Origin of the sequence: Pseudomonas sp. B40(2017), assembly GCF_002112855.1 — a bacterium.
Taxonomy (GTDB): Bacteria; Pseudomonadota; Gammaproteobacteria; order Pseudomonadales; family Pseudomonadaceae; genus Aquipseudomonas; species Aquipseudomonas pharyngis.
In genome coordinates this window covers 436,996-460,627 of sequence record NZ_NEIT01000002.1, presented here as the reverse complement: position 1 = coordinate 460,627, position 23,632 = coordinate 436,996, and the positions used below count along the sequence as shown (strand labels likewise).

Genomic DNA, 23,632 nt, shown 5'->3' with positions numbered 1-23,632 from the left:
GGACCGGCTGGCACACGCGAGCGCGGTCCGGCATTTGCCGGGCCGCATCCAGGATTTCACGGATTATCCCGATGCTCATTTCTTTCAAGTCTGCTCTCAAGACTGCAGCGCTGTGCCTGTTCGCATGGCTTTCAGTGCCGCTGGCCCACGCCGCCGGAATGGTTCCGCAGACGCCGGTGCTGTTGGTGGAGGAGGGTATGGGTGAAGCGGTAATGAATGTGCGCAATACCGATACGCGCCCCGCATTGCTGCACACCACCGTCGAGAATATCGAGGACAGCGACGATGTACTGCTGGTCTTTACCCCGCCCATCGCTCGTGTCGAACCGGGCGGCATTCAGCAAGTGCGATTCATTCTGCAAAGTCAGCAACCGTTGAAGACTGAACGCCTGAAGCGGGTGATCTTCGAGGGGATCCAGCCGGCCAGTGATGCCGCCGGAGCGCGGGTCAGTCTCGGTGTCCGTCAGAACCTGCCGGTGATTCTGCGCCCCGCCGGATTGCCGGTGGAGCGCGAGCCCTGGAAACGGCTGACCTGGTCAATGGATGCCGCTGGTGTGCAGGTCGTCAATCCGAGCCCCTATGTGGTTCGGCTGGCGAAAACCATTGTGCCTCTGCCGGGCACCCGCTCGGTTAACCTGCCGAAGACCTACATCTTGCCCGGCGAGCGACTGCGCGCCGATTTCCCCTTGCACGCCTCGGCTCAGACGATGGTAGTGAGGATTTTTCCGGCCACCACCTACGGCTTTGCGGTCGACCATTACGACGCGCCGGTAACCCGCTGATGAAGGTCTGCGTTCGTTGGGGCGTGTTGCTGCTGGCGGTCAACGGCACCGTGCTGGCGGCCGAGTCACTGGAGTTCGACGCTCAAGTGTTGAGGGAACGCGGCATCGACCCTGCGCTAGCGGCGTACTTTCGGGAGGCGCCGCGCTTCGCCCAAGGCGAGCATTCCGTGGCGCTTGAGGTCAACGGACAGGCCAGAGGCCGTGTGCGGGTGTCATTCAACGAGCGCGGAGAATTGTGCCTGCAACCCCAATGGCTGAACGCTGCCGGAGTACACCCTCCACCCTCAATGGCCAAGTTGCGACCGGAGCAGTGCACGACGTTGGTGGAGGGATTTCCCGAAGCGGTCGCGCATCTGGATCCGGGACGCGAACGGATTGATCTGCTGGTACCGACCGACCGTCTGATGCTGCCGGAACGAGCGCCCAACAACTTCGCTCATGGCGGAGTGGCCGGCGTTTTCAACTACGACGCGTTGATGGTCGGCAGTCAGCATGAAGGTCAACACGACAGGTTTCAAAGCCTGGGCTCAGAGGTCGGCGTGAACGCCGGGGATTGGGTATTGCGCAGTCGGCAGTCTTACACGTCGACCTCCGGCAAATCGCGGTTCGAGCACCTGTATGCCTACGGTGCGCGAACCCTGGAAGACGCCGAAGCCAGCCTGCAGGTCGGTCAATTGAATCTCGCGTCGACCTTGTTTGCCGGTGAACCATTCAACGGTGTGCAGATCCTGCCGGAAGCGGCATTCACCCAGTTGCGAACGGCGCAGGACGGCGCGCGGGGGCAGGTGGAAGGTGTCGCGTATTCGCCGGCCCGCATCGAAGTCCGGCAGAACGGCGTGATGATCTACACCACCATGGTGCCGAGTGGACCGTTCACGCTGCGAGCGCTGCCGCTGCTGAGCAATCAGATTGATCTGGACCTGACTGTGCACGAGCAGGATGGGCAGGCGCGGCGCTTGCGCGTGCCGGCGCCCAGTCTCCACGAAGCGCAATGGGCCGGGCCGAGCGGGTTCAACTTCGCGCTGGGCACGGTGCGACGGCTGGGCTCGGACGACCGACAGACGCCTTCTTTCACGGCGTTCAGCAAGGATTGGGATTGGGGGCAGGCCACCCGACTGACCGCCGGTGTGCTCGCGGCAACCGACTACCTGTCGACAGGCTGGGGCCTGCAACGACAATGGGCCGGCGGCTACGCACTGGGCGTGAAGCAGGTGCTGTCCGATGACCGCTCCAGTGGCGCGGGAGGCAGCCAGACGCAGCTGACGCTCAGTGCGCCGCTGTCCGAGCACCTGTCGACGAGTCTGGTTGCGGTGCGCCAGAGTCGGAATTTTCGCACGCTGTCAGACACCGGTTGGAATCAGGCGCTTCACCGGGCTGAGTCTCCCGGTCGCGATCACCTGGTGTTTTCTCTCACCGGTTCGGTGGATCAATGGGGCGCGTTTGGAGCGACCTGGTCGCGATATTCGACCCAGGGTGAACCGTCGCAGTCGCGTCTTGGTCTGTCCTGGTCGCGTACATTGCCTGAGCGCATCAGCCTGTCGTTGAACCTGGAACGTGCTATCGGCGATACGGCGCCCGATCGCCTGGGCAATTCCGCTTACCTGACACTGGGAATGGCGCTGGGTGGCCAGCGAAGACTGCGGGGCTATTTGCGCCGTGATGATCGATCCGGTCTGCGTCGGGGCGTGGCCGTCAGCGATGTGCTGGGGGAAAACCTGGCCTACAGCGCCAACGCTGAATACCGCGATGAGGCGGCAGCGAGCTATGGCGTGCGCTTCAATGCCCTGCCGCGCTACACCAGCCTGGACGTTGGCGTCGGCCAGCGATCCGGGGCGACCGATTACGACGTGGGGCTGCGCGGTGGTGTGGCACTGCATCGCGGTGGCGCAACGTTGTCGCCCTATCCCCTGCGCGATACTTTCGGCGTACTCAAGGCCGGTGATCGATCGGGCGTGAAACTGAACACGCCTCAAGGGCCGGTTTGGACCGATGGCTCGGGCCACGCAGTCGCGGCGAGCCTGCCGGCCTGGTCGACGGCACGGCTGGAAGTCGACCCGCTCAGCCTGTCGCGCAACGTTGAAGTGCTCGACGGGGTGAAAGAGGTGCAGCCGGCACGAGGGTCGGTGCAGCATCTGGACTTCTCTCTCGTCACGGTCCGGCGATTGTTGCTGAATGCGATGACCGTCGACCGGCAATGGCTGGCCAAGGGACTGAGCGTTCACGATGAACAGGGGCGCTACCTGACGACGGTCCAGGACGCCGGAACGATTTTTCTGCCCGACGCAAAAGCGGGTCAGCGCCTGCATGTGCAGCTCCCTGACAACACGCGGTGCGTGTTGCGTTTCCCGCTTCCCGAATCCCCTGAAGACAGCGCGCTCATCGAGCGGGTCGATGCCACCTGCGCGCCGGCCGAGCTGTCCTGAACGAGTGCATCTGATGAAATTTCTGCCGATTTGGATCGTGTTGCTGTGTCTGGTATTTCAACAGGCGTTCGGCGCCGAGACGTGTCAGTCGAGTCTGTCGCCCGCGAGCGTGAACCTGGGTAGCGCAACGCGCGCCGACCTGCTGCAACGCACGGCGCTTGATGGCCGGGGCCCGGGCTTTGGTTTGCGCAGCGTGCACTTGCGGGTGCACTGTCCCGACGTGCGCTTGATGCGCTGGGCATTTGTCGCGCCCCCCGCCGATCCGCAACGTTTCCGTTGGGCGGCGGGCACGTTGCAACTGCGTATCGTGGCTGCTCGTGTCGACGGTGCGGCGGTGCACTGGCGCCTGGACAGCGGCCAACCGGTCGAAGGTGATTTCCTGCGACCGGGCATTCACGCTGTTCCATGGCGGGCGGACGCCGGTATCCAGGGCAGTCTGCTGGAAGTGGAGCTGGAGCTGGATGCGCGGGTCGATGACGCCTCAAGCCGCCCTGTCGATCCGGTGCAGTTTGAAGGTCAGGGCGCCTTTATGGTGGATTAATCGGCCTCGGCCAACAGCTTGATCGCCGCCGCGCCGACCTTGCGCACTGCTTCTTCGATCAGCGGCGTCGGTTTGGCCGCGTAGTTCATGCGCAGGCAATTGCGATATTTGCCCGAGGCGGAAAAGATGCTGCCGACGGCAATCTGTACGCCTTGATCGTGCAGCGCACGGTTCAGTTTCAGCGTATCGAAACCTTCCGGCAGTTCGACCCAGAGCATGAAGCTGCCCTGCGGGCGGCTGGCGCGGGTGCCGGCCGGGAAGTAGCGCGTCACCCAATCGATCATCACGTCGCGATTGCGCTGGTATTGCGTGCGCATCCGCCGCAAATGCGGTTCGAAGTGCCCGGCCTTGAGAAATTCGGCGATGGCGATCTGCGGTTGCGGTGCCGTGGAGCCAGTGCTGATGTATTTCATGTGCAGCACCCGCTCGAGATAGCGGCCGGGCGCGACCCAGCCAATGCGCAGGCCCGGCGCCAGGGTCTTGGAGAACGAACTGCACAGCAGCACGCGGCCGTCTTCGTCGAAGGATTTGATCGTGCGCGGACGTGGATAGGTGTAGGCCAGTTCGCCATACACATCGTCCTCGATGATCGCCACGTCGAAGCGCTGGGCCAGGTTGAGCAGGGCACGTTTGCGCGACTCCGGCATGATGTAGCCGAGCGGGTTGTTGCAGTTGGGCGTGAGCTGGATGACCTTGATCGGCCATTGTTCCAGCGCCAGTTCCAGCGCTTCGAGGCTGATGCCGGTGAGCGGGTCGGTGGGGATTTCCAGGGCTTTCATGCCCAGGCCTTTTAGGGTCTGCATGGCGCCGTGGAAGCTCGGCGAATCCACCGCGACGATGTCGCCGGGCTCGCAGATCGCGTGGATGCTGGTGGATAGCGCTTCGTGGCAACCGGTGGTGACCACCAGATCGCTGGCGCTCAACTGGCAGCCGGAATCGAGCATCAGCCGGGCGATCTGTTCACGCAATTCGAGAGTGCCGTGGATGTTGTCGTAATACAGACCGGGCATGTCCTGACGGCGGCTGATACGGGCCAGTCCGCGCAGCAGCGGTTTCATCGTCGGCGACGAGATGTCCGGCATGCCGCGACCCAGCTGCACCACGTCCTTGCGCGGCACGGCGCGAATCAGTTCCAGCACCTGATCCCACTGGGAAATCTCCACCGGCCGCTGCGCCGGACGCCCCACCGCCGGCAGTTCCGGCAACTCGCGACCGACCGGCACGAAGTACCCGGACTTGGGTTTCGGCGTGGCCAGGCCGCTGTCTTCCAGCATGCGATAGGCCTGCTGCACCGTGCTCAGGCTGACCCCGTGTTCGACGCTCAAGGCGCGCACCGACGGCAGTCGGTCGCCGGGGCGGTAGAAGCCTTGTTCGATGCGCGTGCCGAGCAGTTCGGCAAGGTTTACATACAGGGTCATGACACTGCCTCGGTGCAGGTGATTCGGTAAACCGGTACAGATGCGGCAAAAATCGACAATTCAGAGCTTGAGACGATCAATCTGTATGGAATTAATACAAATCTGTTGAATCTGTAATGCTTTTGCTCGCCCGCGCATCATGGAATCTCTGGCTACCCAAGTAAACAGGAGCAATCAAAATGAACGGCTTGAGCGATGTGCGGCTGACGTTACACAGTCAGGAACTGAGGGCAGGGCAACAGGACAATGCGCGCAACGAGAGCATGTGCAACGCACCGTCCGGCCTGAGTCGCTGGGACCTGTTCTGGCATCGTCTGCACACGCGCAAGGCGTTGCTGCGCCTGACGCCGGAACAGCTCAAGGATATCGGGCTGACCCGCGAGCAGGCGCTGGAGGAGGGATTGAAGCCGTTCTGGCGGATCTGAATCTTCGGAACTCATGAAGCCCATTCGCGAGCAGGCTCGCTCCCACAGGGATATGCATTGCAAAGTGGGAGCGAGCCTGCTCGCGAAGGCGTCATCAATGGCGCTGCAAAAGTATCAGACCAACTCTTTAAGGCGATGCCACAACATCCCCAACGCCAGCAGCGGCGAGCGCAGATGCTTGCCACCGGGGAAGGTGATGTGTGGCACTTTGGCGAACAGGTCGAAACCGCCGCTTTGCTGTCCGCTGATGGCTTCGGCCAGCAGCTTGCCCGCCAAATGTGTGGCATTCACGCCATGGCCGGAATAGGCCTGGGCGTAATACACGTTCGGCTGCTCCGCGAGCCGGCCAATCTGCGGCAGACGGTTGGCGCCGATGCCGATCATCCCGCCCCATTGATAATCAATCTTCACCGAGGCCAGTTGCGGAAACACTTCCAGCATTTTGGGCCGCATGTACGCGCCGATGTCTTTTGGGTCACGCCCCGAATAATGGCAGGCGCCGCCGAACAGCAGGCGCCGGTCCGCCGAGAGCCGATAGTAATCCAGCGCCACCCGCTGGTCGCAGACCGCCATGTTCTGTGGCAGCAGGGCGTGGGCCTGTTCTTCGCTCAGCGGTTCGGTGGCAATGATGTAGCTGCCGGCCGGCAGCACCTTGCCGCTGAGTTGCGGATTGAGGTCATCGAGATAGGCGTTGCAGCCGAGCACCAGGGTTTTCGCCCGCACCGAACCTTGTGCGGTGTGCACCCGGACTTCAGGGCCGTAGTCGATGCGGGTGACCGCCGATTGTTCGAACAGCTTCACCCCCAGTTGCTGCGCTGCTGCGGCTTCGCCGAGTGCCAGGTTCAGTGGGTGCAGATGCCCGGAGCCCATGTCGATCAGGCCGCCGACGTAGCGTTTGGAGCCGACCACGGTGTGCATTTCGTTCGCTTGCAGCAGGCGGGTTTCGTAGCGGTAACCGAGGCTGCGCAGCTCTTCGGCGTCTTCGGCAAAACCTTCAAGGTCGGAAGGTTTGTTGGCGAGGTCGCAGTAACCCCAGGTCAGGTCGCAGGGGATCTGAAATTTTTCGACGCGCTGGCGGACGATTTCCACCGCTTCCAGGCCCATGAGTTTCATCTGACGTACGCCGTCGGTGCCGACCACGTTGGCGAATTGATCGAGGCCGTGACCGACCCCGCGAATCAGTTGCCCGCCGTTGCGACCGCTGGCGCCCCAGCCGATCCGGTGCGCCTCCAGCAACACGACGCTTAAGCCGCGCTCCACCAGTTCCAGCGCGGTGTTCAGCCCGGAGAAACCGCCACCGACCACGCACACGTCCGCGATCAGTTCACCTTGCAGCACCGGATGGTCGGGTTGCGGCAGGCTGCTGGCGGCGTAATAAGAGGCAACGTGGGGTTGGCTCGCGGAGGCGTGGGCGCGGGCATTCATGGGCGTCATCCTGAGCGGGTGTCGAGAAAATTTGACGGAGCATAAGCCGCAGGCCCGAGGCCGGGCAACATTGGTCGGCCCGTGGTGTCTGGATCACGGCTTTTGCGGCACAATTGCCGCCTATTTCGCTCCGGTTACCGCTGCAATGAGCTGCAACAGTCAGAAAATCCGCACCCTGCGTCAGCAGATTCCCACGTTCGAGTGCGTGCCGGGCTGTCATGACTGCTGCGGGCCAGTGACCACTTCGCCCGAGGAAATGTCCCGCCTGCCGCGCAAGACCCGCGCCGAGCAAGACGCGGCCATGGAAGAGCTCAACTGTGTACACCTGGGGCCGAACGGCTGCACGGTGTATGACGAACGGCCACTGATTTGCCGGTTGTTCGGTACGACGCAGACCTTGCCGTGCCCCAACGGCCGACGACCGGTGGAGCTGATTCACCCGCGGGTCGAGAAGCAAGTGTTCGAGTACATGGCCGAAAATCGGCAAGTGCTGGTTTGAGCGATCAGTCCGGAATCGGCAGGCTCAGGCTCTCTTTCACTTCTTCCATCACGATGTAGCTCTTGGACTCGCGCACATGCGGCAGCTTGAGCAGGATGTCGCCCAGCAGCTTGCGGTACGAGGCCATCTCGGAAATCCGCGCCTTCACCAGATAGTCGAAATCCCCTGACACCAAGTGGCACTCCAGTACGTGGGGCAATTTCAGCACCGCGCGTCGGAACTCTTCGAAAGTATCGCCGGATTTGTAGTCGAGGCTGATCTCGACGAACACCAGCAGACTACCCTTCAAGTGCTGCGGATTCAGGCGGGCGTTGTAGCCCATGATGATCCCCTCGCGCTCCAGGCGCCGTACCCGCTCGGTACACGGCGTGGTGGAGAGCCCGACCTTTTCGCCCAGTTCGGTGAATGAAATCCGCCCGTCCGCCTGCAGGATCCGCAAGATGTTGCGGTCGATCTTGTCCAGCTCACGTTTGGTCTGAGTGTTGGTACGCATAGGGGATGCGCCTCCGTGAAAAGGGTTTTTGCCGAGAATTGTCGCCAAATATAGGCGCTTATACAGTGAAAAGCACTGGCAAATCTTTTTTACACTGCGCGCATCATTGCTCTAACAACAGACGTACGCGGCACGCCGCGATGAGGGATACAAAATGCGCGTTATGGTCTTGGGTAGCGGCGTCATCGGTACCGCCAGTGCTTACTATCTGGCCCGTGCCGGGTTTGAAGTGGTGGTGGTCGACCGGCAGCCCGCTGCGGCCATGGAGACCAGTTTCGCCAACGCCGGCCAGGTCTCGCCAGGCTACGCCTCGCCGTGGGCTGCGCCGGGCGTACCCCTCAAAGCCATCAAATGGCTGCTGCAACGCCACGCGCCGCTGGCGATCAAGGCCACCGCCGACATCGACCAGTACCTGTGGATGGCGCAGATGCTGCGCAATTGCACCGCCAACCGTTACGCGGTGAACAAGGAGCGCATGGTGCGTCTGTCCGAGTACAGCCGCGACTGCCTCGACGAACTGCGCGCCGAGACCGGCATCGCCTACGAAGGCCGCAGCCTCGGCACCACCCAGTTGTTCCGCACCCAGGCACAACTGGATAACGCCGCCAAAGACATCGCCGTACTGAAAGAATCCGGCGTACCGTTCGAAGTGCTCGACCGCGACGGCATTGCCCGCGTTGAACCGGCGCTGGCGGGTGTCACCGACATCCTCGCCGGTGCTCTGCGCCTGCCGAACGACCAGACCGGCGACTGCCAGATCTTCACCACCCGCCTCGCCGAAATGGCCACCAAACTGGGTGTGGAATTCCGCTTTGGCCAGGACATCCAGCGCCTCGACTTCGCCGGTGACCGCATCAACGGCGTGTGGATCGACGGCAAGCTGGAAACCGCTGACCGCTACGTGCTGGCCCTCGGCAGCTACTCCCCGCAACTGCTCAAGCCGCTGGGCATCAAGGCCCCGGTGTATCCATTGAAGGGCTACTCGCTGACCGTGCCGATCACCAACCCGGACATGGCTCCGACCTCGACCATTCTCGACGAGACCTACAAGGTCGCGATCACCCGTTTCGATAACCGCATCCGCGTCGGCGGCATGGCGGAGATCGCCGGTTTTGACCTGTCGCTCAACCCGCGTCGGCGCGAAACCCTGGAGATGATCGTCAACGACCTTTATCCTCAGGGCGGCAATCTGGCCGAAGCGAGTTTCTGGACCGGCCTGCGTCCAACCACCCCGGATGGCACGCCGATCGTTGGCGCCACCCCGTTCAAGAACCTGTTCCTGAACACCGGTCACGGCACTCTCGGCTGGACCATGGCGTGCGGCTCCGGTCGCTTGCTGGCCGACCTGATGGCGAAGAAAAAGCCGCAGATCAGCGCCGAAGGTCTCGATATTTCCCGTTATGGCAACACCACCCAGGAGTCCGCAAAGCATGGCAATCCAGCGCCAGCTCACCAATGAGCGCATGAGTCAGATCGTCAGCCACAACGGTACGGTGTATCTGTCCGGGCAGGTCGGCGATGACTTCAACGCCGGTGTCGAACAGCAGACCCGCGACGTCCTCGCCAACATCGAGCGCCTGCTCGATCTGGCCGGCACCGACAAACAGCATTTGCTGTCGGCGACGATCTACCTGAACGACATCGAGGCGCATTTTGCCGGCATGAATTCGGTGTGGGATCAGTGGCTGCCCAAAGGCGCCGCCCCGGCCCGCGCCACCGTCGAAGCGAAGATGGCCAAGCCGAGCATCCTGGTCGAGATCTCCATCGTCGCCGCGTTGCCGTAACCCGTTGTAAAGATCCCTCTCCCGGTGCTGTTGGCGGTTCACGCCGTCAGCCAGCGCCGGTTTTTATTCCCATGACCGCCAAGAAGTCTGCTGCCATGCGTCCTGCCCGTGCCCTGATCGACCTTCAAGCCCTGCGTCACAACTACCGTATTGCCCGTGAAGTCACCGGTGCCAAGGCACTGGCGGTGATCAAGGCCGATGCCTACGGCCATGGCGCGGTGCGTTGCGCCCAGGCGCTGGAGGCTGAAGCGGACGGCTTCGCGGTGGCGTGCATCGAAGAAGCCCTGGAGCTGCGTGCTGCCGGGATTCGCGCGCCGGTGCTGTTGCTCGAAGGCTTTTTCGAGGCGGACGAGCTGGCGCTGATCATCGAGCACGATTTCTGGTGCGTGGTGCATTCGCTGTGGCAGCTCGAAGCGATCGAGCAGGCGGCGTTGAGCAAGCCGATCACCGTGTGGCTGAAGCTCGATTCGGGCATGCATCGCGTGGGCCTGCATCCGAAGGATTACCCGGCGGCTTACCAGCGTCTGCTGGCCAGCGGCAAAGTAGCGAAAGTCGTGCTGATGAGCCATTTCGCCCGGGCCGATGAACTGCACGAGCAGAGCAGCGCCGATCAGGTCGCAGTGTTCGAAGCCGCGCGTCAGGGCCTGGCGGCCGAAGTCAGCCTGCGCAACTCGCCGGCGGTGCTGGGCTGGCCGCAGATTCACAGCGACTGGGTGCGTCCGGGCATCATGCTCTACGGCGCCACCCCGTTCGAAGAAGCCAACGCCGTGGCCGAGCGCCTGCAGCCGGTGATGACCCTGGAATCGAAAGTTATCAGCGTGCGCGAACTGCCGGCCGGCGAACCGGTGGGTTACGGCGCGAAGTTCATCACCGACAAACCGATGCGCATCGGAGTGGTCGCCATGGGTTACGCCGACGGTTACCCGCGTCAGGCACCGACCGGCACTCCGGTACTGGTGGCCGGCCAGCGCAGCCGCATTCTTGGCCGGGTGTCGATGGACATGCTGTGCATCGACCTGACTGACGTGCCGCAAGCCGGCCTCGGTTCGACCGTCGAGTTGTGGGGTAAAAACATCCTCGCCAGCGATGTGGCGAAGTGGGCGGACACCATTCCGTACCAGATCTTCTGCAACCTGCGCCGGGTGCCAAGGCTCTATTCCGAGGGTTGAAGCGCTAGCGGGGCCCAAGTGTTGTAAATACTGAACGCTGTCGCCATGATAACGCTCAATATTTCTACAACATCAGGAGGCTCCAGCCTTGGACGTCGGTGAACGACTGCAATCGATCCGCAAGCTCAAAGGGCTTTCCCAGCGTGAACTCGCCAAGCGCGCGGGCGTCACCAACAGCACCATTTCGATGATCGAAAAGAACAGCGTCAGCCCTTCGATCAGTTCGCTGAGGAAGGTTCTGGGCGGGATTCCCATGTCCATGGTCGAGTTCTTTTCCGAAGAGATCCTGCAGGAAAAACCGACCCAGATCGTCTACAAGGCCAACGAGCTGATCGACATTTCCGACGGCGCCGTGACCATGAAACTGGTCGGCCGCGCGCACCCGAGTCGGGCCATCGCGTTCCTCAATGAAATCTACCCGCCGGGCGCCGACACCGGCGAAGAAATGCTGACCCACGAAGGCGAGGAAACCGGGATTCTGGTGGAAGGGCGCCTGGAACTGGTGGTAGGCCTTGAAACTTTTATCCTCGAAGCCGGCGACAGCTACTACTTTGAAAGTACCAAGCCGCATCGTTTCCGTAATCCGTTCGATGCACCGGCGCGACTAATCAGCGCAGCCACGCCGGCGAATTTTTAAACCAAGAGGCGCCAGGCCATACCGGCGAAGGCACCCGAAACGTTTTTCCACAGCGCGATATAACCCCTTTGAATTTGGGGTTGTTTCAGTGAAGCGGGCTAACCGCTATACTTGCGCCCGCCTGCGAACCGTGGCCGCAGGCGTGAATAGCCACCATTGAGGGTGAACGCGTGAACCTAATTATGAAAATGCTGGCTGCACCAGCAACCGTATTGGCCCTCTGGGCTGTCAGCGCTCAAGCTGCGACGAATGACGACATTGCCAAACGCCTCGAGCCGGTGGGCCAGGTGTGTGTTCAGGGGCAAGAGTGCAAGGGGATGGAAGTCGCTGCTTCGGCAGGCGGCGGTGGCGGTGCCAAGACGCCGGACGAAGTGATTGCCAAACATTGCAACGCTTGCCACGGCTCCGGCCTGTTGGGCGCACCGAAAATCGGTGACACCGCGGCCTGGAAAGAGCGCGCCGATCACCAGGGCGGCCTCGACGGCATCCTGGCCAAGGCCATCACTGGCATCAACTCGATGCCGCCAAAAGGCACCTGCGCCGACTGCTCCGATGAAGAGCTCAAGGGCGCGATCCAGAAGATGTCCGGCCTGAAATAAGCCGCGCTTCTGACGAAAAAAACCGTCTCCGGACGGTTTTTTTGTGCCCGCGATTCAGATCTGAGGCTGTTCTTTGCAGCAAACAACCGGCAATCTCGGTCGTACCTCTATTCACGGAACGGGCAGGAGGCTTCAGATGGTGCAGTTGTGTTCGATCGAACAGGCGGTGGACGACGTGCTGGCGCGGTTGCCGGCGCACATCCACATGGGCCTGCCGCTGGGGCTGGGCAAACCCAATCCTTTCGTCAACGCGCTGTACCGGCGGATTGCCGGATTGCCCGAACGTCAGCTGACGATCTACACCGCCTTGTGTCTTGGCCGTCCGACCCTGGGCGATGGTTTGCAGAAGCGCTTCATCGAACCCTTCGTCGAGCGGGTGTTCGGCGATTACCCGGAGCTGGAATTCCTCGCCGACCTGCACCGCGACAGCCTGCCGTCCAACATCCGCATCGAGCAATTCTTCATGCAGCCCGGCAGCCTGCTCAACAGCGCGCCGGCCCAGCAGGATTACGTCAGCAGCAACTACAGCCACGCCGCCCGCGACATCAACGCCGCCGGCCTGAACCTGGTGGCGCAGTTGCTCGCCAGCAGCAGCGAACACCCGGATCGCCTGAGCCTCAGTTGCAACCCGGACATCACCCTCGACCTGTTCCCGATGATCGCCAAACGCCGGGCGGCGGGGGAGACCATTCTGCTGGTCGGCCAGGTGCACACCGAGTTGCCGTACATGCCGGGCGACGCCGAAGTCGACATCGATACCTTCGACCTGCTGATCGACGAGAAGGACAGCAGCACGCTGTTTTCCACACCGAACATGCCTGTCGGCTTTCAGGATCATTTCATCGGTTTGCACGCCAGCACCTTGGTGCGCGATGGCGGCACCTTGCAGATCGGTATCGGCTCGATGGGCGATGCGCTGACCGCCGCGTTGCTGGCGCGTCAGGCCGACAACGCCGGATATCAGGACTTGCTGACCGATGTGAACCTCAGCCAGTGGGCGCAGTTGATCGAACGCGAGGGCGGCATCGAGCCCTTCGCCAAAGGCCTGTACGGTTGCAGCGAAATGTTCGTCAACGGCCTGCTGGTGCTGGCCGAAGCCGGGATCATCCGGCGCAAGGTTTACCCGGATGTACAGACTCAGGAGCAGGCCAACGCCGGGACCCTCGACGAGGCGGCGCAAACCGATGGCATCTCGATCCATGGCGGATTCTTCCTCGGACCGCGCAGTTTCTATGAACGCTTGCGTGAGTTGCCGCTGAGCAAACGCCTTGAATTCAACATGACCCGCATCAGCTACATCAACGAGCTGTACGGTCAGGAAGAGCTCAAGCGTCTGCAGCGTCTGGACGCGCGGTTCATCAACACCGTGTTCACCATGACCCTGCTGGGCGCCGGGGTGGCGGATCAGCTGGAAGACGGGCGGGTGCTCAGCGGCGTCGGCGGGCAGTACAACTTCGTCGCTCAGGGCCATGCGCTGCACGATGCGCGCTCGATCCTGCTGCTGCGCAGCTGGCGTGAGTCCGGCGGCGATGTCAGTTCGAACATTGTCTGGGAGTACGGCCACTGCACGATTCCGCGACACCTGCGTGACATCGTAATCACCGAGTACGGTATCGCCGATCTGCGCGGCAAGTCGGATGCGGTGGTGATCGAAGCGCTGCTCAATATCAGCGATTCACGCTTCCAGCAGGGCCTGATCGAACAGGCACAGAAGGTCGGCAAGCTACCGAAGGATTTCCGTCTCGACCCGCGCTTTACCGACAACACCCCGCAACGCTTGCAGGCGATTGCCGCACGACATCCGAACCTGTTTCCGGAGTATCCGCTGGGCTGCGATTTCACGGAGGTCGAAAAGGATCTGTTGCGGGCGCTGAACTGGCTCAAGAGCAAGTTCAAGCTGACGGAGATTCTGGAGTTGGGCAAGGCCGCGCTGGATGCGCCGCAGGCTTCGCTGTATCCGGAGCATCTTGAGCGGATGCAACTCACAAACCCGGAAGGTCTTAAGGAAGACCTGTTTCAGCGGTTGCTCCTCACCGGCCTCAAAGCTACCGCGCAATAACTCCAACACCCGAAGCAACTGTGGGAGCCAGCCTGCTGGCGATTGCTATCCGCCAGTCCTGAAGATGTTGACTGACACGACGCCATCGCCAGCAGGCTGGCTCCCACAGAGGTAATGCGGTGTTGCTTACTCGATGAAAGTAACGACGCCATCCTTCAGCGACTTCACGCGAGCCAGCGACTCGACGCGGTAACCCTGCGAATCCAGCTCCGCACGGCCGCCCTGGAACGACTTCTCGATCACGATGCCCAGGCCAGCGACGGTGGCGCCGGCCTGCTTGATGATCGAGATCAGCGCCTGGGACGCCTTACCGTTGGCCAGGAAGTCGTCGATGATCAGCACACGGTCGCTGCTGGTCAGGTGGCGCGGGGAGATGGCCACGGTGCTTTCGGTTTTCTTGGTGAACGAGTAAACGGTCGCCGACAGCAGGTTTTCAGTCAGGGTCAGGGACTGTTGCTTGCGGGCGAAGATCACCGGCACGCCGAGGTTCAGGCCGGTCATGATCGCCGGCGCGATGCCCGAGGCTTCGATGGTGACAATCTTGGTGATGCCCGAATCCTTGAACAGCGTGGCGAATTCGTCGCCGATCAGCTTCATCAGGGCCGGGTCGATCTGGTGGTTCAGGAAGGCGTCGACCTTCAGGACCTGGTCGGAAAGCACAATGCCTTGTTCGCGGATTTTCTGGTGCAATGCTTCCATGAAGCTGTCCTCATTTGGCGCTTTGTGCGCCGAAGGTCTAGTAAAAAGTGGTCAATTCTAGCGCTTTAACATCGCGCGTATATCAGCCAGTGCGCTATTGCCCCGCACGGCTTTGACTTCGGTCGGTGTGTCGTCGTTGCCTTCCCAGGCCAGGTCGTCCGGCGGCAGTTCATCAAGGAAGCGGCTTGGCGCGCAGTCGATGATCTCGCCGTACTGTTTGCGCTTGGCGGCGAAGGTAAACGCCAGGGTCTGGCGCGCGCGGGTGATGCCCACGTAGGCCAGGCGGCGTTCTTCTTCGATGGTGTCGGCTTCGATGCTGGAACGGTGCGGGAGGATTTCCTCTTCCATGCCCATGATGAACACGTAGGGGAATTCCAGGCCCTTGGACGCATGCAGGGTCATCATCTGCACGCCTTCGGCGCCGTCTTCCTCTTCCTGCTGACGTTCCAGCATGTCACGCAGGACGAGTTTGCCGATGGCGTCCTCGACGGTCATTTCGCCGTCTTCGTCTTTTTCCAGGGTGTTCTTCAAGGCTTCGATCAGGAACCAGACGTTGCTCATCCGGTAGTCCGCGGCCTTGTCGCTGGAACTGTTGGTGCGCAGCCAGTTCTCGTAGTCGATGTCCATGACCATGCTGCGCAGGGCGGAGATCGGGTCTTCGCCGGCGCACTGCTCGCGCACCTTGTCCATGAAACGCTTGAAGCGCGACAGGCGGTCGGTGAAGCGGCTGTCCAGATGTTCGCCCAGGCCGAGTTCGTCGGTGGCGGCGTACATCGAGATCTTGCGTTCGGTGGCGTAGTTGCCGAGTTTTTCCAGGGTCGTGGAGCCGATTTCCCGGCGCGGCACGTTGATCACCCGCAGGAAGGCGTTGTCGTCGTCCGGGTTCACGATCAGGCGGAAGTAGGCCATCAGGTCTTTCACTTCCTGACGGCCGAAGAAGCTGTTGCCGCCGCTCAGACGGTACGGCACCTGATGGTGCTGCAGTTTCAGCTCGATCAGCTTGGCCTGGTAGTTGCCGCGATAGAGGATCGCGAAATCGCTGTACGGGCGGTCGGTGCGCAAGTGCAGGCTGAGGATTTCCATGGCCACGCGTTCGGCTTCGGCGTCCTCGTTGCGGCAGCGGATCACGCGGATCTCGTCGCCATGGCCCATCTCACTCCACAGCTGCTTCTCGAATTCGTGCGGGTTGTTCGAGATCAGCACGTTGGCGCAGCGCAGGATGCGGCTGGTGGAGCGGTAGTTCTGCTCGAGCATCACCACTTTCAGGGACGGGTAGTCGTCCTTGAGCAGCATCAGGTTTTCCGGCCGCGCGCCGCGCCAGGCGTAGATCGACTGGTCGTCGTCGCCCACCACGGTGAACTGGTTGCGTTTGCCGATGAGCATTTTCACCAGCAGGTACTGGCTGGCGTTGGTGTCCTGGTATTCGTCGACCAGCAGGTAACGCACCTTGTTCTGCCACTTTTCGAGGATGTCGGCGTGCTCTTCGAAGAGTTTCACCGGCAGCAGGATCAGGTCGTCGAAGTCCACCGCGTTGAACGCCTTGAGCGTGCGCTGGTAGTGGGTGTAGACGATGGCGGCGGTCTGTTCCTTGGGGTTGCGGGCGTTTTCCAGGGCCTGGGCCGGCAGGATCAGGTCGTTTTTCCAGGCGCCGATCATATTCTTGATCTCGTCGACGCCGTCGTCGCCTGCATATTCCTTCTGCATGATGTCGGTCATCAGCGACTTGACGTCGGTTTCGTCGAAGATCGAGAAACCGGGTTTGTAGCCCAGCCGTTCATGTTCCTTGCGGATGATGTTCAGGCCCAGGTTGTGGAAGGTGCAGACCGTCAGCCCGCGTCCTTCACCTGGACGCAGCAGGGTGCCGACCCGCTCTTTCATCTCGCGCGCGGCCTTGTTGGTGAAGGTCATGGCGACGATGTACTGGGCGCGGATGCCGCAGTTCTGGATCAAGTGCGCGATCTTGCGCGTGATCACACTGGTCTTGCCGGAGCCAGCACCGGCGAGCACCAATAGAGGGCCGCCGACGTAGTTCACGGCTTCTTGCTGCCGGGGATTGAGTCGGGACATACGAAAATTCGGGAGTCGTTGACGAAATGGGCCGGCATTTTAACAGGCTCAGCGATTTGTGCTGCTCTCTCCGACTTGTGACGCAGCACGCGATTCAAATTTGCCGGTTTTGTTACTTTCACGCAGGATGCGCGGTGATTTTGCGGCTAATGTTCTCATTCGTGACACAAAATAACGTTTTGATAACCGTTGTCGTTTGGTCATTGGTTGCCGCAACGGCATAATGCCCGCCGCCCACATCATTGCAGAGTCTAGGGAGTCAGCTTGACTACGCCTGTCGAACCCTTGCGTTTGCTGCTACTGGCCGAAGAGCCAGCGTGGACAGCGTTATTGCGCGAGTGTCTGGCTCCGTTGGGGAGTGCGGCGGTGCTGATCAGCGCGCCGAGCTGGGAGTCGGTCAGCAGCCTGTTCGAAGACAACCGCCACGCGGTGTTGTTGACCGTTCCCGCGTTGCAGCCGGCGCCCGGCCGTTGCAGCCTGCCGACGGTGTTGCTGTTGGAACACGAGCCGGCGACCGCGCCCGATGGTGTCAGCGACTGGCTGGTGTTCGATGCCCTCGATCCCGGCATGCTTCGACGTTGCCTGCGGCATGTGCGCGAGCGTGGCGTGCTGGAAAACACCCTGCAACGCCTGGCCGAGCAGGATCCGCTGACCGGCATCGCCAACCGTCAGGGCTTCCAGACCCTGCTGACGGCGCGCCTCGCCGAAAACGACGGTCGCGGCCTGGCCCTTGGGCATCTTGATCTCGACAACTTCCGCCACGCCAACGACGCCCTCGGCCACCAGGCCGGCGACCGCCTGATCCTGCAAGTCGTCGCACGGCTGAAAAGTCAGCTGGAAGTCGGCGATCAACTGGCGCGCCTCGGCAGCGATGAATTCGCCTTGCTGATCGATACCCGCCGCGCCCCGCAACGGGCCGAATGGATGGCCGAGCGCATTACCGAAGCCCTGGCCGAACCTTACTGGGTCGACGGCGAAAGCCTGTTGATCGGCTCCAGCCTGGGCATCGCCCATGCCCGCGCCCAGGGTGGTGCGGATCCGCTGATGTGGCATGCGCACATCGCCATGCAGCAGGCCAAGAGCACTCAGGGCTGCACCTTTCACATCTTCAACGAGCGGATCAACCGCAACGCGCGAAGCATGGCCGACCTCGAAAGCGAGCTGCGCCGGGCCTTGCGTCGCGATGAATTGGAGCTGCATTACCAGCCGCGCCTGAATCTGCAGGACGGCCAGATCGTCGGCCTCGAAGCGCTGGTGCGCTGGCGTCACAGTGAGCGCGGCCTGCTGCCGCCGAGCGAATTCGTGCCGCTGGCCGAGCAGAGCGGTCTGATCGTGCCGTTGGGTTACTGGGTGATTTCCCGGGCCCTGCGCGACATGCAGGCGTTGCGCGAACGCGGACTGCCGGCGCTGCATATGGCGATCAACCTGTCGTTCCGCCAGTTTCAGGACAGCCAGTTGCTGCCGACGCTCAGTCGTCTGATCGCCGAGCGCGGCGTCGAGGCGCAGTGGCTGGAATTCGAACTCACCGAAACCGCCGTGATGCGCCGCAGCGATCTGGTCAAGCAGACCATGGACGCCCTCGGTCGCCTCGGCGTGCGATTTTCGCTGGATGATTTCGGTACCGGGTTCTCGTCGTTCGTGCACCTCAACAGCCTGCCGATCACCTTGCTGAAGATCGACAAGAGCTTTGTCGGCGGCATGGAGCAGCGCGAAGAGAACCGCAAACTGGTGCACGCCATGATCAACCTCGCGCACAACCTGCACCTGGAAGTGGTGGCCGAAGGGGTGGAAACCCGGGAGCAACTGGATCTGTTGCGCGGGTTCGGCTGTGATCAGGTGCAGGGTTACCTGATCAGCAAGCCGCTGCCGTTGGCGGAACTGGTTGAATATCTGGTGGTTGACGCCAGCCAGCCGCCGCTGGGTATCGTGGTTTAGCCTCAAATCCCTGTGGGAGCGAACTCGCTCCCACAGGGAGACTCATTCGGCCTGAGCGATTTTGAAGCCTTGAGATTGCGGCTCAAGCCGAATCATTCGCTTCATCTTCCATTCGAACGCCAGCGTCAGGCTCACCGCCGCACAGGCCAGCCCCAGCGCCAGACCCCACCAGACGCCGGTCGGCCCCCAGTGCAGATGAAACGCCATCAGCCACGCCGCCGGCGCGCCGATCAGCCAGTAGCAAACAAGCCCGACCAGGAATGTGGTCTTGGCATCCTTGAGCCCGCGGATGCAGCCCATGGCAATCGTCTGCGTGCCGTCGAACAGCTCGAACCACGCCGCCACGGCCAGCAGGCTGACGGCCAGACGAATCACTTCGGCAAACGCCGGGTCGTTATGGTCGAGGAACAAACCGACCAACTGATTCGGCAGCAACCAGAACACCATCGCAAACCCCAGCATTACCACCGCACCAAAGACGATGCCGACCCTTCCCGACATCCGCGCATCGTTCAATTGCCCGGCGCCGTAATGCTGGCCGACGCGCATGGTGATCGCATACGACATCCCCGCCGGGACCATAAACGCCACCGAGACGATTTGCAGGGCGATCTGGTGCGCCGCCAGTTGCGTGCTGCCCATGGTGCCCATGCACAGCGCCGCGAAGGCGAACAGCCCGACTTCCACCGCGTAGGTTCCGCCGATCGGCAGGCCCAGGCGCCAGAGTTCTTTCAGGTACTGCCGGTTCGGCCGCGACAGACCTTCGCGAAGAGGGTAGGCGTCATAGGCCGGATGCCGACGAATGTGCCAGGCCAGTGCCAGCGCCATGCAGTTGGCGACAATTGCCGTGACCAGGCCGATGCCTGTCAGCCCGAGTTTCGGCAGGCCGAACAGGCCGGTGATCAGCGCGTAGTTGAGCAGGAAGTTGGCCACCGTGCCGGCGAGGCTGATGACCATCACCGGCGTTGCCCGGCCGATGGCGCTGGTGAAACCGCGCAGGGCCATGAAGCTCAGGTAGCCGGGCAGGGCGAACGGCAAGGCGATCAGGAATTGCCCGGCGGCATTGACGTTGGTCTCGGTCTGGCCGAATAGCAAGAGCACCGGTTTCAGATTCCACAGCAGCAGCCCGGCACCGAGCGCCATCAGCCACGCCAGCCACAGCCCGGCCTGGGTCAGGCGGGCGGCGCCGATGATGTCGCCGGCGCCCTGACGAATCGCCACCAGGGTGCCAACCGCCGCAATCACGCCGATGCAGAAAATCGACACGAACGAATAGCTCGCCGCGCCCAGACCGCCACCGGCCAGCGCTTCGGGACTGAGGCGCGCCATCATCAGGGTGTCGGTCAGCACCATCAGCATGTGCGCCAACTGCGAGGCGATCAACGGCCCCGCCAGCCGCAGGATGGCCCAGAGTTCGGTACGCACAGGACGCTGCATGGCGTTCACATCCTTATTAAAGAGGGAGCAAGAGACCGTCGATTCTCAGGGTTTGGCGCAGGTTGCACAAAGGGATAAAAAGGATGGGTGGCATGATTAAAACTCATCCTGCCGCGATTCTGCTAAGTTGGCGCAATCCCGCCATAGGAGCGCTGTGCATGTCCCGTCGTCTTCCGCCCTTGTATGCCCTGCGCGCATTCGAAGCGGCGGCTCGCCACAGTTCGTTCACCCGGGCTGCCGAAGAGCTGTCGATCACTCAGAGTGCAGTGAGCCGGCACATCCGCACGCTCGAAGAGCATTTCGCCTGCCGCTTGTTCCACCGCAGCGGGCGCAACCTGCAACTGACCGAGTCGGCACGCCTACTGCTGCCGGGCATCCGTGATGGCTTTGCTGCGTTGGAACGGGCCTGCAATACCTTGCGCGCCGAAGATGACATCCTGCGCATGAAAGCCCCGTCGACCCTGACCATGCGCTGGTTGCTGGCGCGGCTCAGTCGCTTTCGGCACTTGCAGCCGGGCAACGAGGTGCAGTTGACCAGCGCGTGGATGGACGTGGACTCGGTGGACTTCAACAACGAGCCCTTCGATTGCGCGGTGTTGCTCAGTGACGGGCATTTCCCCCCGGACTGGGAAGCCAGCCTGCTGTTTCCGGAGGAGCTGATTCCAGTCGGCGCGCCGAATCTGCTCAACGATAAGCCGTGGGACGTGGCGCGGCTGGCCAGCGCCGAGCTGCTGCACCCGACGCCGGATCGCCGGGACTGGCGCAGCTGGCTGGAACACATGGGGTTGTCGGATCAGGTGTCGCTCAAGGGCGGGCAGGTGTTCGACACCCTGGAATTGGGCATGATCGCGGCAGCCCGGGGCTATGGGGTGTCCATGGGCGATCTGCTGATGGTGGCCGAGGATGTCGCGCAAGGGCGCTTGAGCCTGCCCTGGCCGACGGCGGTCGCCAGCGGACTGAATTATTACCTGGTGTGGCCAAAGACCCGTCCGGGAGGTGAACGTTTGCGCCGCCTCAGCGACTTCCTGCAAGGCGAAGTCCGCGCCATGGCGCTGCCGGCGGTCACGCGCTTGAGCTGAATCGTTCGAGCCTGCACAATGCCGGCCTTTCGCCATAACCCTGCTGTTCGCTCAAGTATTCGGTTTTACCGCCGAATACGTGCATGTGGAACCGTCGTGCCGGTCTCCACGATTCACCCCCATTAGAAAATTATCCGAGCTGCGATCAAGGAGGATCGGAAGTTCGGCCAGGAGCTGTCCATGTCTCAACCTCGCGCTCGGATCGCCTCGCAGCTGGGCCTCGCGCTCGCCGTGATACTGGCGATTGTCATCAGCGGCAGTACAGTCTTTGCTTTGCGTTCGCTGGATACCGCCAACCTCGCCACTCGTGAGGAGCACCTCGCCAGTGAAGCGCGTCTGCTCGCCGACCAATTGAGCACCTTCCACGGCACGCTGCGCGAAAGCACCCAGCGCCTGAGCGGGTTGTTCGAGAAGCGCTTCAGCGCCGGCCTGAGCATTCATCCGAGCGAGCCGGTGACCGTGGCCGGCACCCAGACGCCGGGCCTGCACCTGGGCAGCGAAGTGTTGAACAACAACTTCAAGGAAGTCGACGAGTTCAAACAGATGACGGCCGGTGTCGCCACGCTGTTCGTGCGCAGCGGCGAAGACTTTGTGCGGGTCAGCACCTCCCTGACCAAACAGGATGGCACCCGCGCCATTGGCACCTTGCTCGACCACGCCCATCCAGCCTATGCGAAGTTGATGGCGGGGCAAGGGTACGTCGGCCGCGCCTTGCTGTTCGACCGTTCCTACATGACCCAATACACCCCGGTGCGTGACAGCAGCGGCAAGGTGATTGCGGTGTTGTTCGTCGGTTTCGATTACACCGACGCGCAGAACGCCCAGTTCGCCAATCTCAAGCGCTTCCGCATCGGCCAGACCGGTTCGCTGGCATTGCTGGACGAGAAAAACCAATGGCTGGTGGCCCCGGCGGGCGTGCAGGCGCTGGATCAAGCGATTCCGGTAATCAACGATCTGGCGAAAGCGCCGGGTAAAGGCCGGTTCTGGAGCGACAAGTCCGAAGATTTCTACAGCATTGCCGTGCCCTTCGAAGGCGGCCCGTGGTCGGTGGTGGCGAGCATGCCGAAAGCCGAGATCCGTGCGGTGACCTGGAGCGTCGGCACCCAACTGGCCATCGGCAGTCTGCTGGCGATGCTGCTGGCGGTCGGTTCCGTGGTCTGGTTGCTGCGTAGCAAACTGGCGCCACTGGGTGATCTGGTGCGTCAGGCCGAAGCCTTGGGTGCCGGTGATTTGAGCGTGCGCCTGAGTGTGTCGAGCAACGACGAGATTGGTCAGTTGGCTCGCGCCTTCAACCAGATGAGCCAGGCGCTGTCGACCATGGTCGAGCACATCCGCCGCGCCTCCGAAGAGGTCAACCGTCGGGCTCAGGCGCTGTCCGGTCTGTCCGGCGGCGCCTATGAAGGCATGGAGCAACAGTCCGGCGAGATCACCAGCATGGCCGGCGCGGTAGAGGAGTTTTCCGCCACGTCGCTGAACATTGCCGACAACATGGGCAACACTCAACGTCTGGCTCAGGAAAACGCGCAGCAGACCCAGATCGGTCGCACGTCGATGGAGGAAGCGTCTTCCTCGCTGGAGCAGATTGCCGGCGCACTGAACACCACCGCGACCGTGATCAACACGCTCGGTCAGCGTTCCCAGGAAATCGGCGGCATTGTCAGCGTGATCACCTCGATTGCCGAACAGACCAACCTGCTGGCACTCAACGCTGCGATCGAAGCCGCCCGTGCCGGTGAACAAGGTCGCGGCTTTGCCGTGGTGGCCGACGAGGTACGCAGCCTGGCCTCGCGTACCCGTCAGGCGACGGATGAAATTTCCAGCATGATTCACAGCATTCAGCAGGAAACCGGCAACGCCATCAGCACCATGGAGCAGGGCAACCTGCTGATGCAGGAAGGCCTGTCGCGAAATGCCAACGTGGCGTCGGCGCTGGCGCGCATTGACGAGCAAAGTCGCTCGGCGGGTGAGCAGTTTGCCGCGATCACCACCGCGACTCAGGAGCAGAGCAGCACCGCGACTTTGCTCAGCAGCAACTTGCAGAGCATCGCGATGGCCAACAGCGAGCAGCGCGAAGTGGTGTCGAACCTGGCCATCACCGCCAAGGAACTGGAAGGCCTGGCAGCCGACCTGCGCCAAGAGGTCGACCGCTTCCGTTGAGGCG

20 protein-coding genes are annotated in these 23,632 nt (G+C 62.2%); 14 read left to right on the top strand and 6 right to left on the bottom strand.

Annotated elements, in window-relative coordinates; translation table 11 throughout:
* The first annotated feature begins 71 nt into the window (after window positions 1-71).
* From CAF76_RS05770 to CAF76_RS05760, 3 genes are read left to right on the top strand one after another with little or no spacing between them, the layout of a single operon-like run.
* Window positions 72-782: a fimbria/pilus chaperone family protein gene (locus CAF76_RS05770; RefSeq protein ID WP_085647053.1), complete on the top strand. Its 711-nt coding sequence runs from the start codon at window positions 72-74 to the stop codon at window positions 780-782.
* Window positions 782-3,205 carry a fimbria/pilus outer membrane usher protein gene (locus CAF76_RS05765; RefSeq protein ID WP_085647052.1) on the top strand — a complete coding sequence of 808 codons (2,424 nt, stop codon included), beginning with the start codon at window positions 782-784 and terminating at the stop codon, window positions 3,203-3,205. Before CAF76_RS05770 ends, CAF76_RS05765 begins: the two co-directional genes overlap by 1 nt.
* Window positions 3,206-3,218: 13 nt before the next feature.
* Entirely contained in the window at window positions 3,219-3,746 is a 528-nt protein-coding gene (locus CAF76_RS05760; protein ID WP_085647051.1) for a hypothetical protein, read from the top strand.
* Here the strand turns inward: CAF76_RS05760 and CAF76_RS05755 are convergent.
* Complete coding sequence (locus CAF76_RS05755; RefSeq protein ID WP_085647050.1) at window positions 3,743-5,164, bottom strand: PLP-dependent aminotransferase family protein; 1,422 nt, start codon at window positions 5,162-5,164, stop codon at window positions 3,743-3,745. The two genes, CAF76_RS05760 and CAF76_RS05755, sit on opposite strands and share 4 nt — an antisense overlap.
* Window positions 5,165-5,343: 179 nt before the next feature.
* Between CAF76_RS05755 and CAF76_RS05750 the strand changes: the two genes are divergently transcribed.
* On the top strand, window positions 5,344-5,589 hold the full coding sequence (locus CAF76_RS05750; RefSeq protein WP_085647049.1) for a DUF1127 domain-containing protein: 246 nt from the start codon (window positions 5,344-5,346) through the stop codon (window positions 5,587-5,589).
* 114 nt (window positions 5,590-5,703) lie between these two features.
* Here CAF76_RS05750 and CAF76_RS05745 read toward each other — a convergent pair whose 3' ends face one another.
* The gene (locus CAF76_RS05745) at window positions 5,704-7,014 is read right to left on the bottom strand and encodes an FAD-binding oxidoreductase (RefSeq protein WP_085647048.1); all 1,311 of its coding nucleotides are present in this window, start codon (window positions 7,012-7,014) and stop codon (window positions 5,704-5,706) included.
* Window positions 7,015-7,159: 145 nt separating this feature from the next.
* On the opposite strand from CAF76_RS05745, the gene CAF76_RS05740 reads away from it, so the two are divergent.
* Complete coding sequence (locus tag CAF76_RS05740) at window positions 7,160-7,513, top strand: YkgJ family cysteine cluster protein (RefSeq protein ID WP_007954485.1); 354 nt, start codon at window positions 7,160-7,162, stop codon at window positions 7,511-7,513.
* Between the two features lie 4 nt (window positions 7,514-7,517).
* Here the strand turns inward: CAF76_RS05740 and CAF76_RS05735 are convergent, their stop codons facing one another.
* Entirely contained in the window at window positions 7,518-8,006 is a 489-nt protein-coding gene (locus CAF76_RS05735; RefSeq protein WP_003177284.1) for an Lrp/AsnC ligand binding domain-containing protein, read from the bottom strand.
* Window positions 8,007-8,160: 154 nt separating this feature from the next.
* On the opposite strand from CAF76_RS05735, the gene dadA reads away from it, so the two are divergent.
* From dadA to CAF76_RS05705, 6 genes are all read left to right on the top strand, one after another.
* Window positions 8,161-9,465 carry a D-amino acid dehydrogenase gene (gene dadA / locus CAF76_RS05730; RefSeq protein WP_085647047.1) on the top strand — a complete coding sequence of 435 codons (1,305 nt, stop codon included), beginning with the start codon at window positions 8,161-8,163 and terminating at the stop codon, window positions 9,463-9,465.
* On the top strand, window positions 9,437-9,790 hold the full coding sequence (locus CAF76_RS05725; RefSeq protein ID WP_039765240.1) for a RidA family protein: 354 nt from the start codon (window positions 9,437-9,439) through the stop codon (window positions 9,788-9,790). Before dadA ends, CAF76_RS05725 begins: the two co-directional genes overlap by 29 nt.
* Window positions 9,791-9,885: 95 nt before the next feature.
* The gene (gene alr / locus CAF76_RS05720; protein WP_085647046.1) at window positions 9,886-10,959 is read left to right on the top strand and encodes an alanine racemase; all 1,074 of its coding nucleotides are present in this window, start codon (window positions 9,886-9,888) and stop codon (window positions 10,957-10,959) included.
* Between the two features lie 88 nt (window positions 10,960-11,047).
* Entirely contained in the window at window positions 11,048-11,596 is a 549-nt protein-coding gene (locus CAF76_RS05715) for a cupin domain-containing protein (protein WP_003229444.1), read from the top strand.
* Window positions 11,597-11,778: 182 nt separating this feature from the next.
* Window positions 11,779-12,195, top strand: a complete 417-nt coding sequence (locus CAF76_RS05710; protein WP_039765242.1) for a cytochrome c5 family protein — start codon at window positions 11,779-11,781, stop codon at window positions 12,193-12,195.
* Window positions 12,196-12,331: 136 nt separating this feature from the next.
* Window positions 12,332-14,254 (top strand): acetyl-CoA hydrolase/transferase C-terminal domain-containing protein, encoded by a 1,923-nt coding sequence (locus CAF76_RS05705; protein ID WP_085647045.1) that lies wholly within the window; start codon window positions 12,332-12,334, stop codon window positions 14,252-14,254.
* 126 nt (window positions 14,255-14,380) lie between these two features.
* Here CAF76_RS05705 and CAF76_RS05700 read toward each other — a convergent pair whose 3' ends face one another.
* Together CAF76_RS05700 and rep are read right to left on the bottom strand one after the other, a co-directional pair.
* Window positions 14,381-14,953 (bottom strand): xanthine phosphoribosyltransferase, encoded by a 573-nt coding sequence (locus CAF76_RS05700; RefSeq protein ID WP_003229440.1) that lies wholly within the window; start codon window positions 14,951-14,953, stop codon window positions 14,381-14,383.
* Between the two features lie 57 nt (window positions 14,954-15,010).
* Window positions 15,011-17,020, bottom strand: a complete 2,010-nt coding sequence (gene rep, locus CAF76_RS05695; protein ID WP_039765244.1) for a DNA helicase Rep — start codon at window positions 17,018-17,020, stop codon at window positions 15,011-15,013.
* A 264-nt stretch (window positions 17,021-17,284) separates the two neighbouring features.
* Between rep and CAF76_RS05690 the strand changes: the two genes are divergently transcribed.
* Window positions 17,285-18,955, top strand: coding sequence for a bifunctional diguanylate cyclase/phosphodiesterase (locus tag CAF76_RS05690; RefSeq protein WP_064600376.1), 1,671 nt, complete (start codon window positions 17,285-17,287; stop codon window positions 18,953-18,955).
* Window positions 18,956-18,997: 42 nt separating this feature from the next.
* On the opposite strand, the gene CAF76_RS05685 is transcribed toward CAF76_RS05690, so the two are convergent.
* A complete protein-coding gene (locus tag CAF76_RS05685) occupies window positions 18,998-20,392 on the bottom strand; it encodes a NorM family multidrug efflux MATE transporter (RefSeq protein WP_064600374.1) in 1,395 nt (464 codons plus the stop codon).
* 158 nt (window positions 20,393-20,550) lie between these two features.
* Between CAF76_RS05685 and CAF76_RS05680 the strand changes: the two genes are divergently transcribed.
* A complete protein-coding gene (locus CAF76_RS05680; protein ID WP_064600372.1) occupies window positions 20,551-21,471 on the top strand; it encodes a LysR substrate-binding domain-containing protein in 921 nt (306 codons plus the stop codon).
* Window positions 21,472-21,651: 180 nt separating this feature from the next.
* A complete protein-coding gene (locus tag CAF76_RS05675) occupies window positions 21,652-23,628 on the top strand; it encodes a methyl-accepting chemotaxis protein (protein WP_085647044.1) in 1,977 nt (658 codons plus the stop codon).
* Window positions 23,629-23,632 lie beyond the last annotated feature (4 nt).

Bases quoted from the DNA above. Each gene is read 5' to 3' on its own strand.
- CAF76_RS05770 (WP_085647053.1), top strand. From the start codon at position 72: ATGCTCATTTCTTTCAAGTCTGCTCTCAAGACTGCAGCGCTGTGCCTG.
- CAF76_RS05765 (WP_085647052.1), top strand. From the start codon at position 782: ATGAAGGTCTGCGTTCGTTGGGGCGTGTTGCTGCTGGCGGTCAACGGC.
- CAF76_RS05760 (WP_085647051.1), top strand. From the start codon at position 3,219: ATGAAATTTCTGCCGATTTGGATCGTGTTGCTGTGTCTGGTATTTCAA.
- CAF76_RS05755 (WP_085647050.1), bottom strand. From the start codon at position 5,164: ATGACCCTGTATGTAAACCTTGCCGAACTGCTCGGCACGCGCATCGAA.
- CAF76_RS05750 (WP_085647049.1), top strand. From the start codon at position 5,344: ATGAACGGCTTGAGCGATGTGCGGCTGACGTTACACAGTCAGGAACTG.
- CAF76_RS05745 (WP_085647048.1), bottom strand. From the start codon at position 7,014: ATGAATGCCCGCGCCCACGCCTCCGCGAGCCAACCCCACGTTGCCTCT.
- CAF76_RS05740 (WP_007954485.1), top strand. From the start codon at position 7,160: ATGAGCTGCAACAGTCAGAAAATCCGCACCCTGCGTCAGCAGATTCCC.
- CAF76_RS05735 (WP_003177284.1), bottom strand. From the start codon at position 8,006: ATGCGTACCAACACTCAGACCAAACGTGAGCTGGACAAGATCGACCGC.
- dadA (WP_085647047.1), top strand. From the start codon at position 8,161: ATGCGCGTTATGGTCTTGGGTAGCGGCGTCATCGGTACCGCCAGTGCT.
- CAF76_RS05725 (WP_039765240.1), top strand. From the start codon at position 9,437: ATGGCAATCCAGCGCCAGCTCACCAATGAGCGCATGAGTCAGATCGTC.
- alr (WP_085647046.1), top strand. From the start codon at position 9,886: ATGCGTCCTGCCCGTGCCCTGATCGACCTTCAAGCCCTGCGTCACAAC.
- CAF76_RS05710 (WP_039765242.1), top strand. From the start codon at position 11,779: ATGAAAATGCTGGCTGCACCAGCAACCGTATTGGCCCTCTGGGCTGTC.
- CAF76_RS05705 (WP_085647045.1), top strand. From the start codon at position 12,332: ATGGTGCAGTTGTGTTCGATCGAACAGGCGGTGGACGACGTGCTGGCG.
- CAF76_RS05700 (WP_003229440.1), bottom strand. From the start codon at position 14,953: ATGGAAGCATTGCACCAGAAAATCCGCGAACAAGGCATTGTGCTTTCC.
- rep (WP_039765244.1), bottom strand. From the start codon at position 17,020: ATGTCCCGACTCAATCCCCGGCAGCAAGAAGCCGTGAACTACGTCGGC.
- CAF76_RS05685 (WP_064600374.1), bottom strand. From the start codon at position 20,392: ATGCAGCGTCCTGTGCGTACCGAACTCTGGGCCATCCTGCGGCTGGCG.
- CAF76_RS05680 (WP_064600372.1), top strand. From the start codon at position 20,551: ATGTCCCGTCGTCTTCCGCCCTTGTATGCCCTGCGCGCATTCGAAGCG.
- CAF76_RS05675 (WP_085647044.1), top strand. From the start codon at position 21,652: ATGTCTCAACCTCGCGCTCGGATCGCCTCGCAGCTGGGCCTCGCGCTC.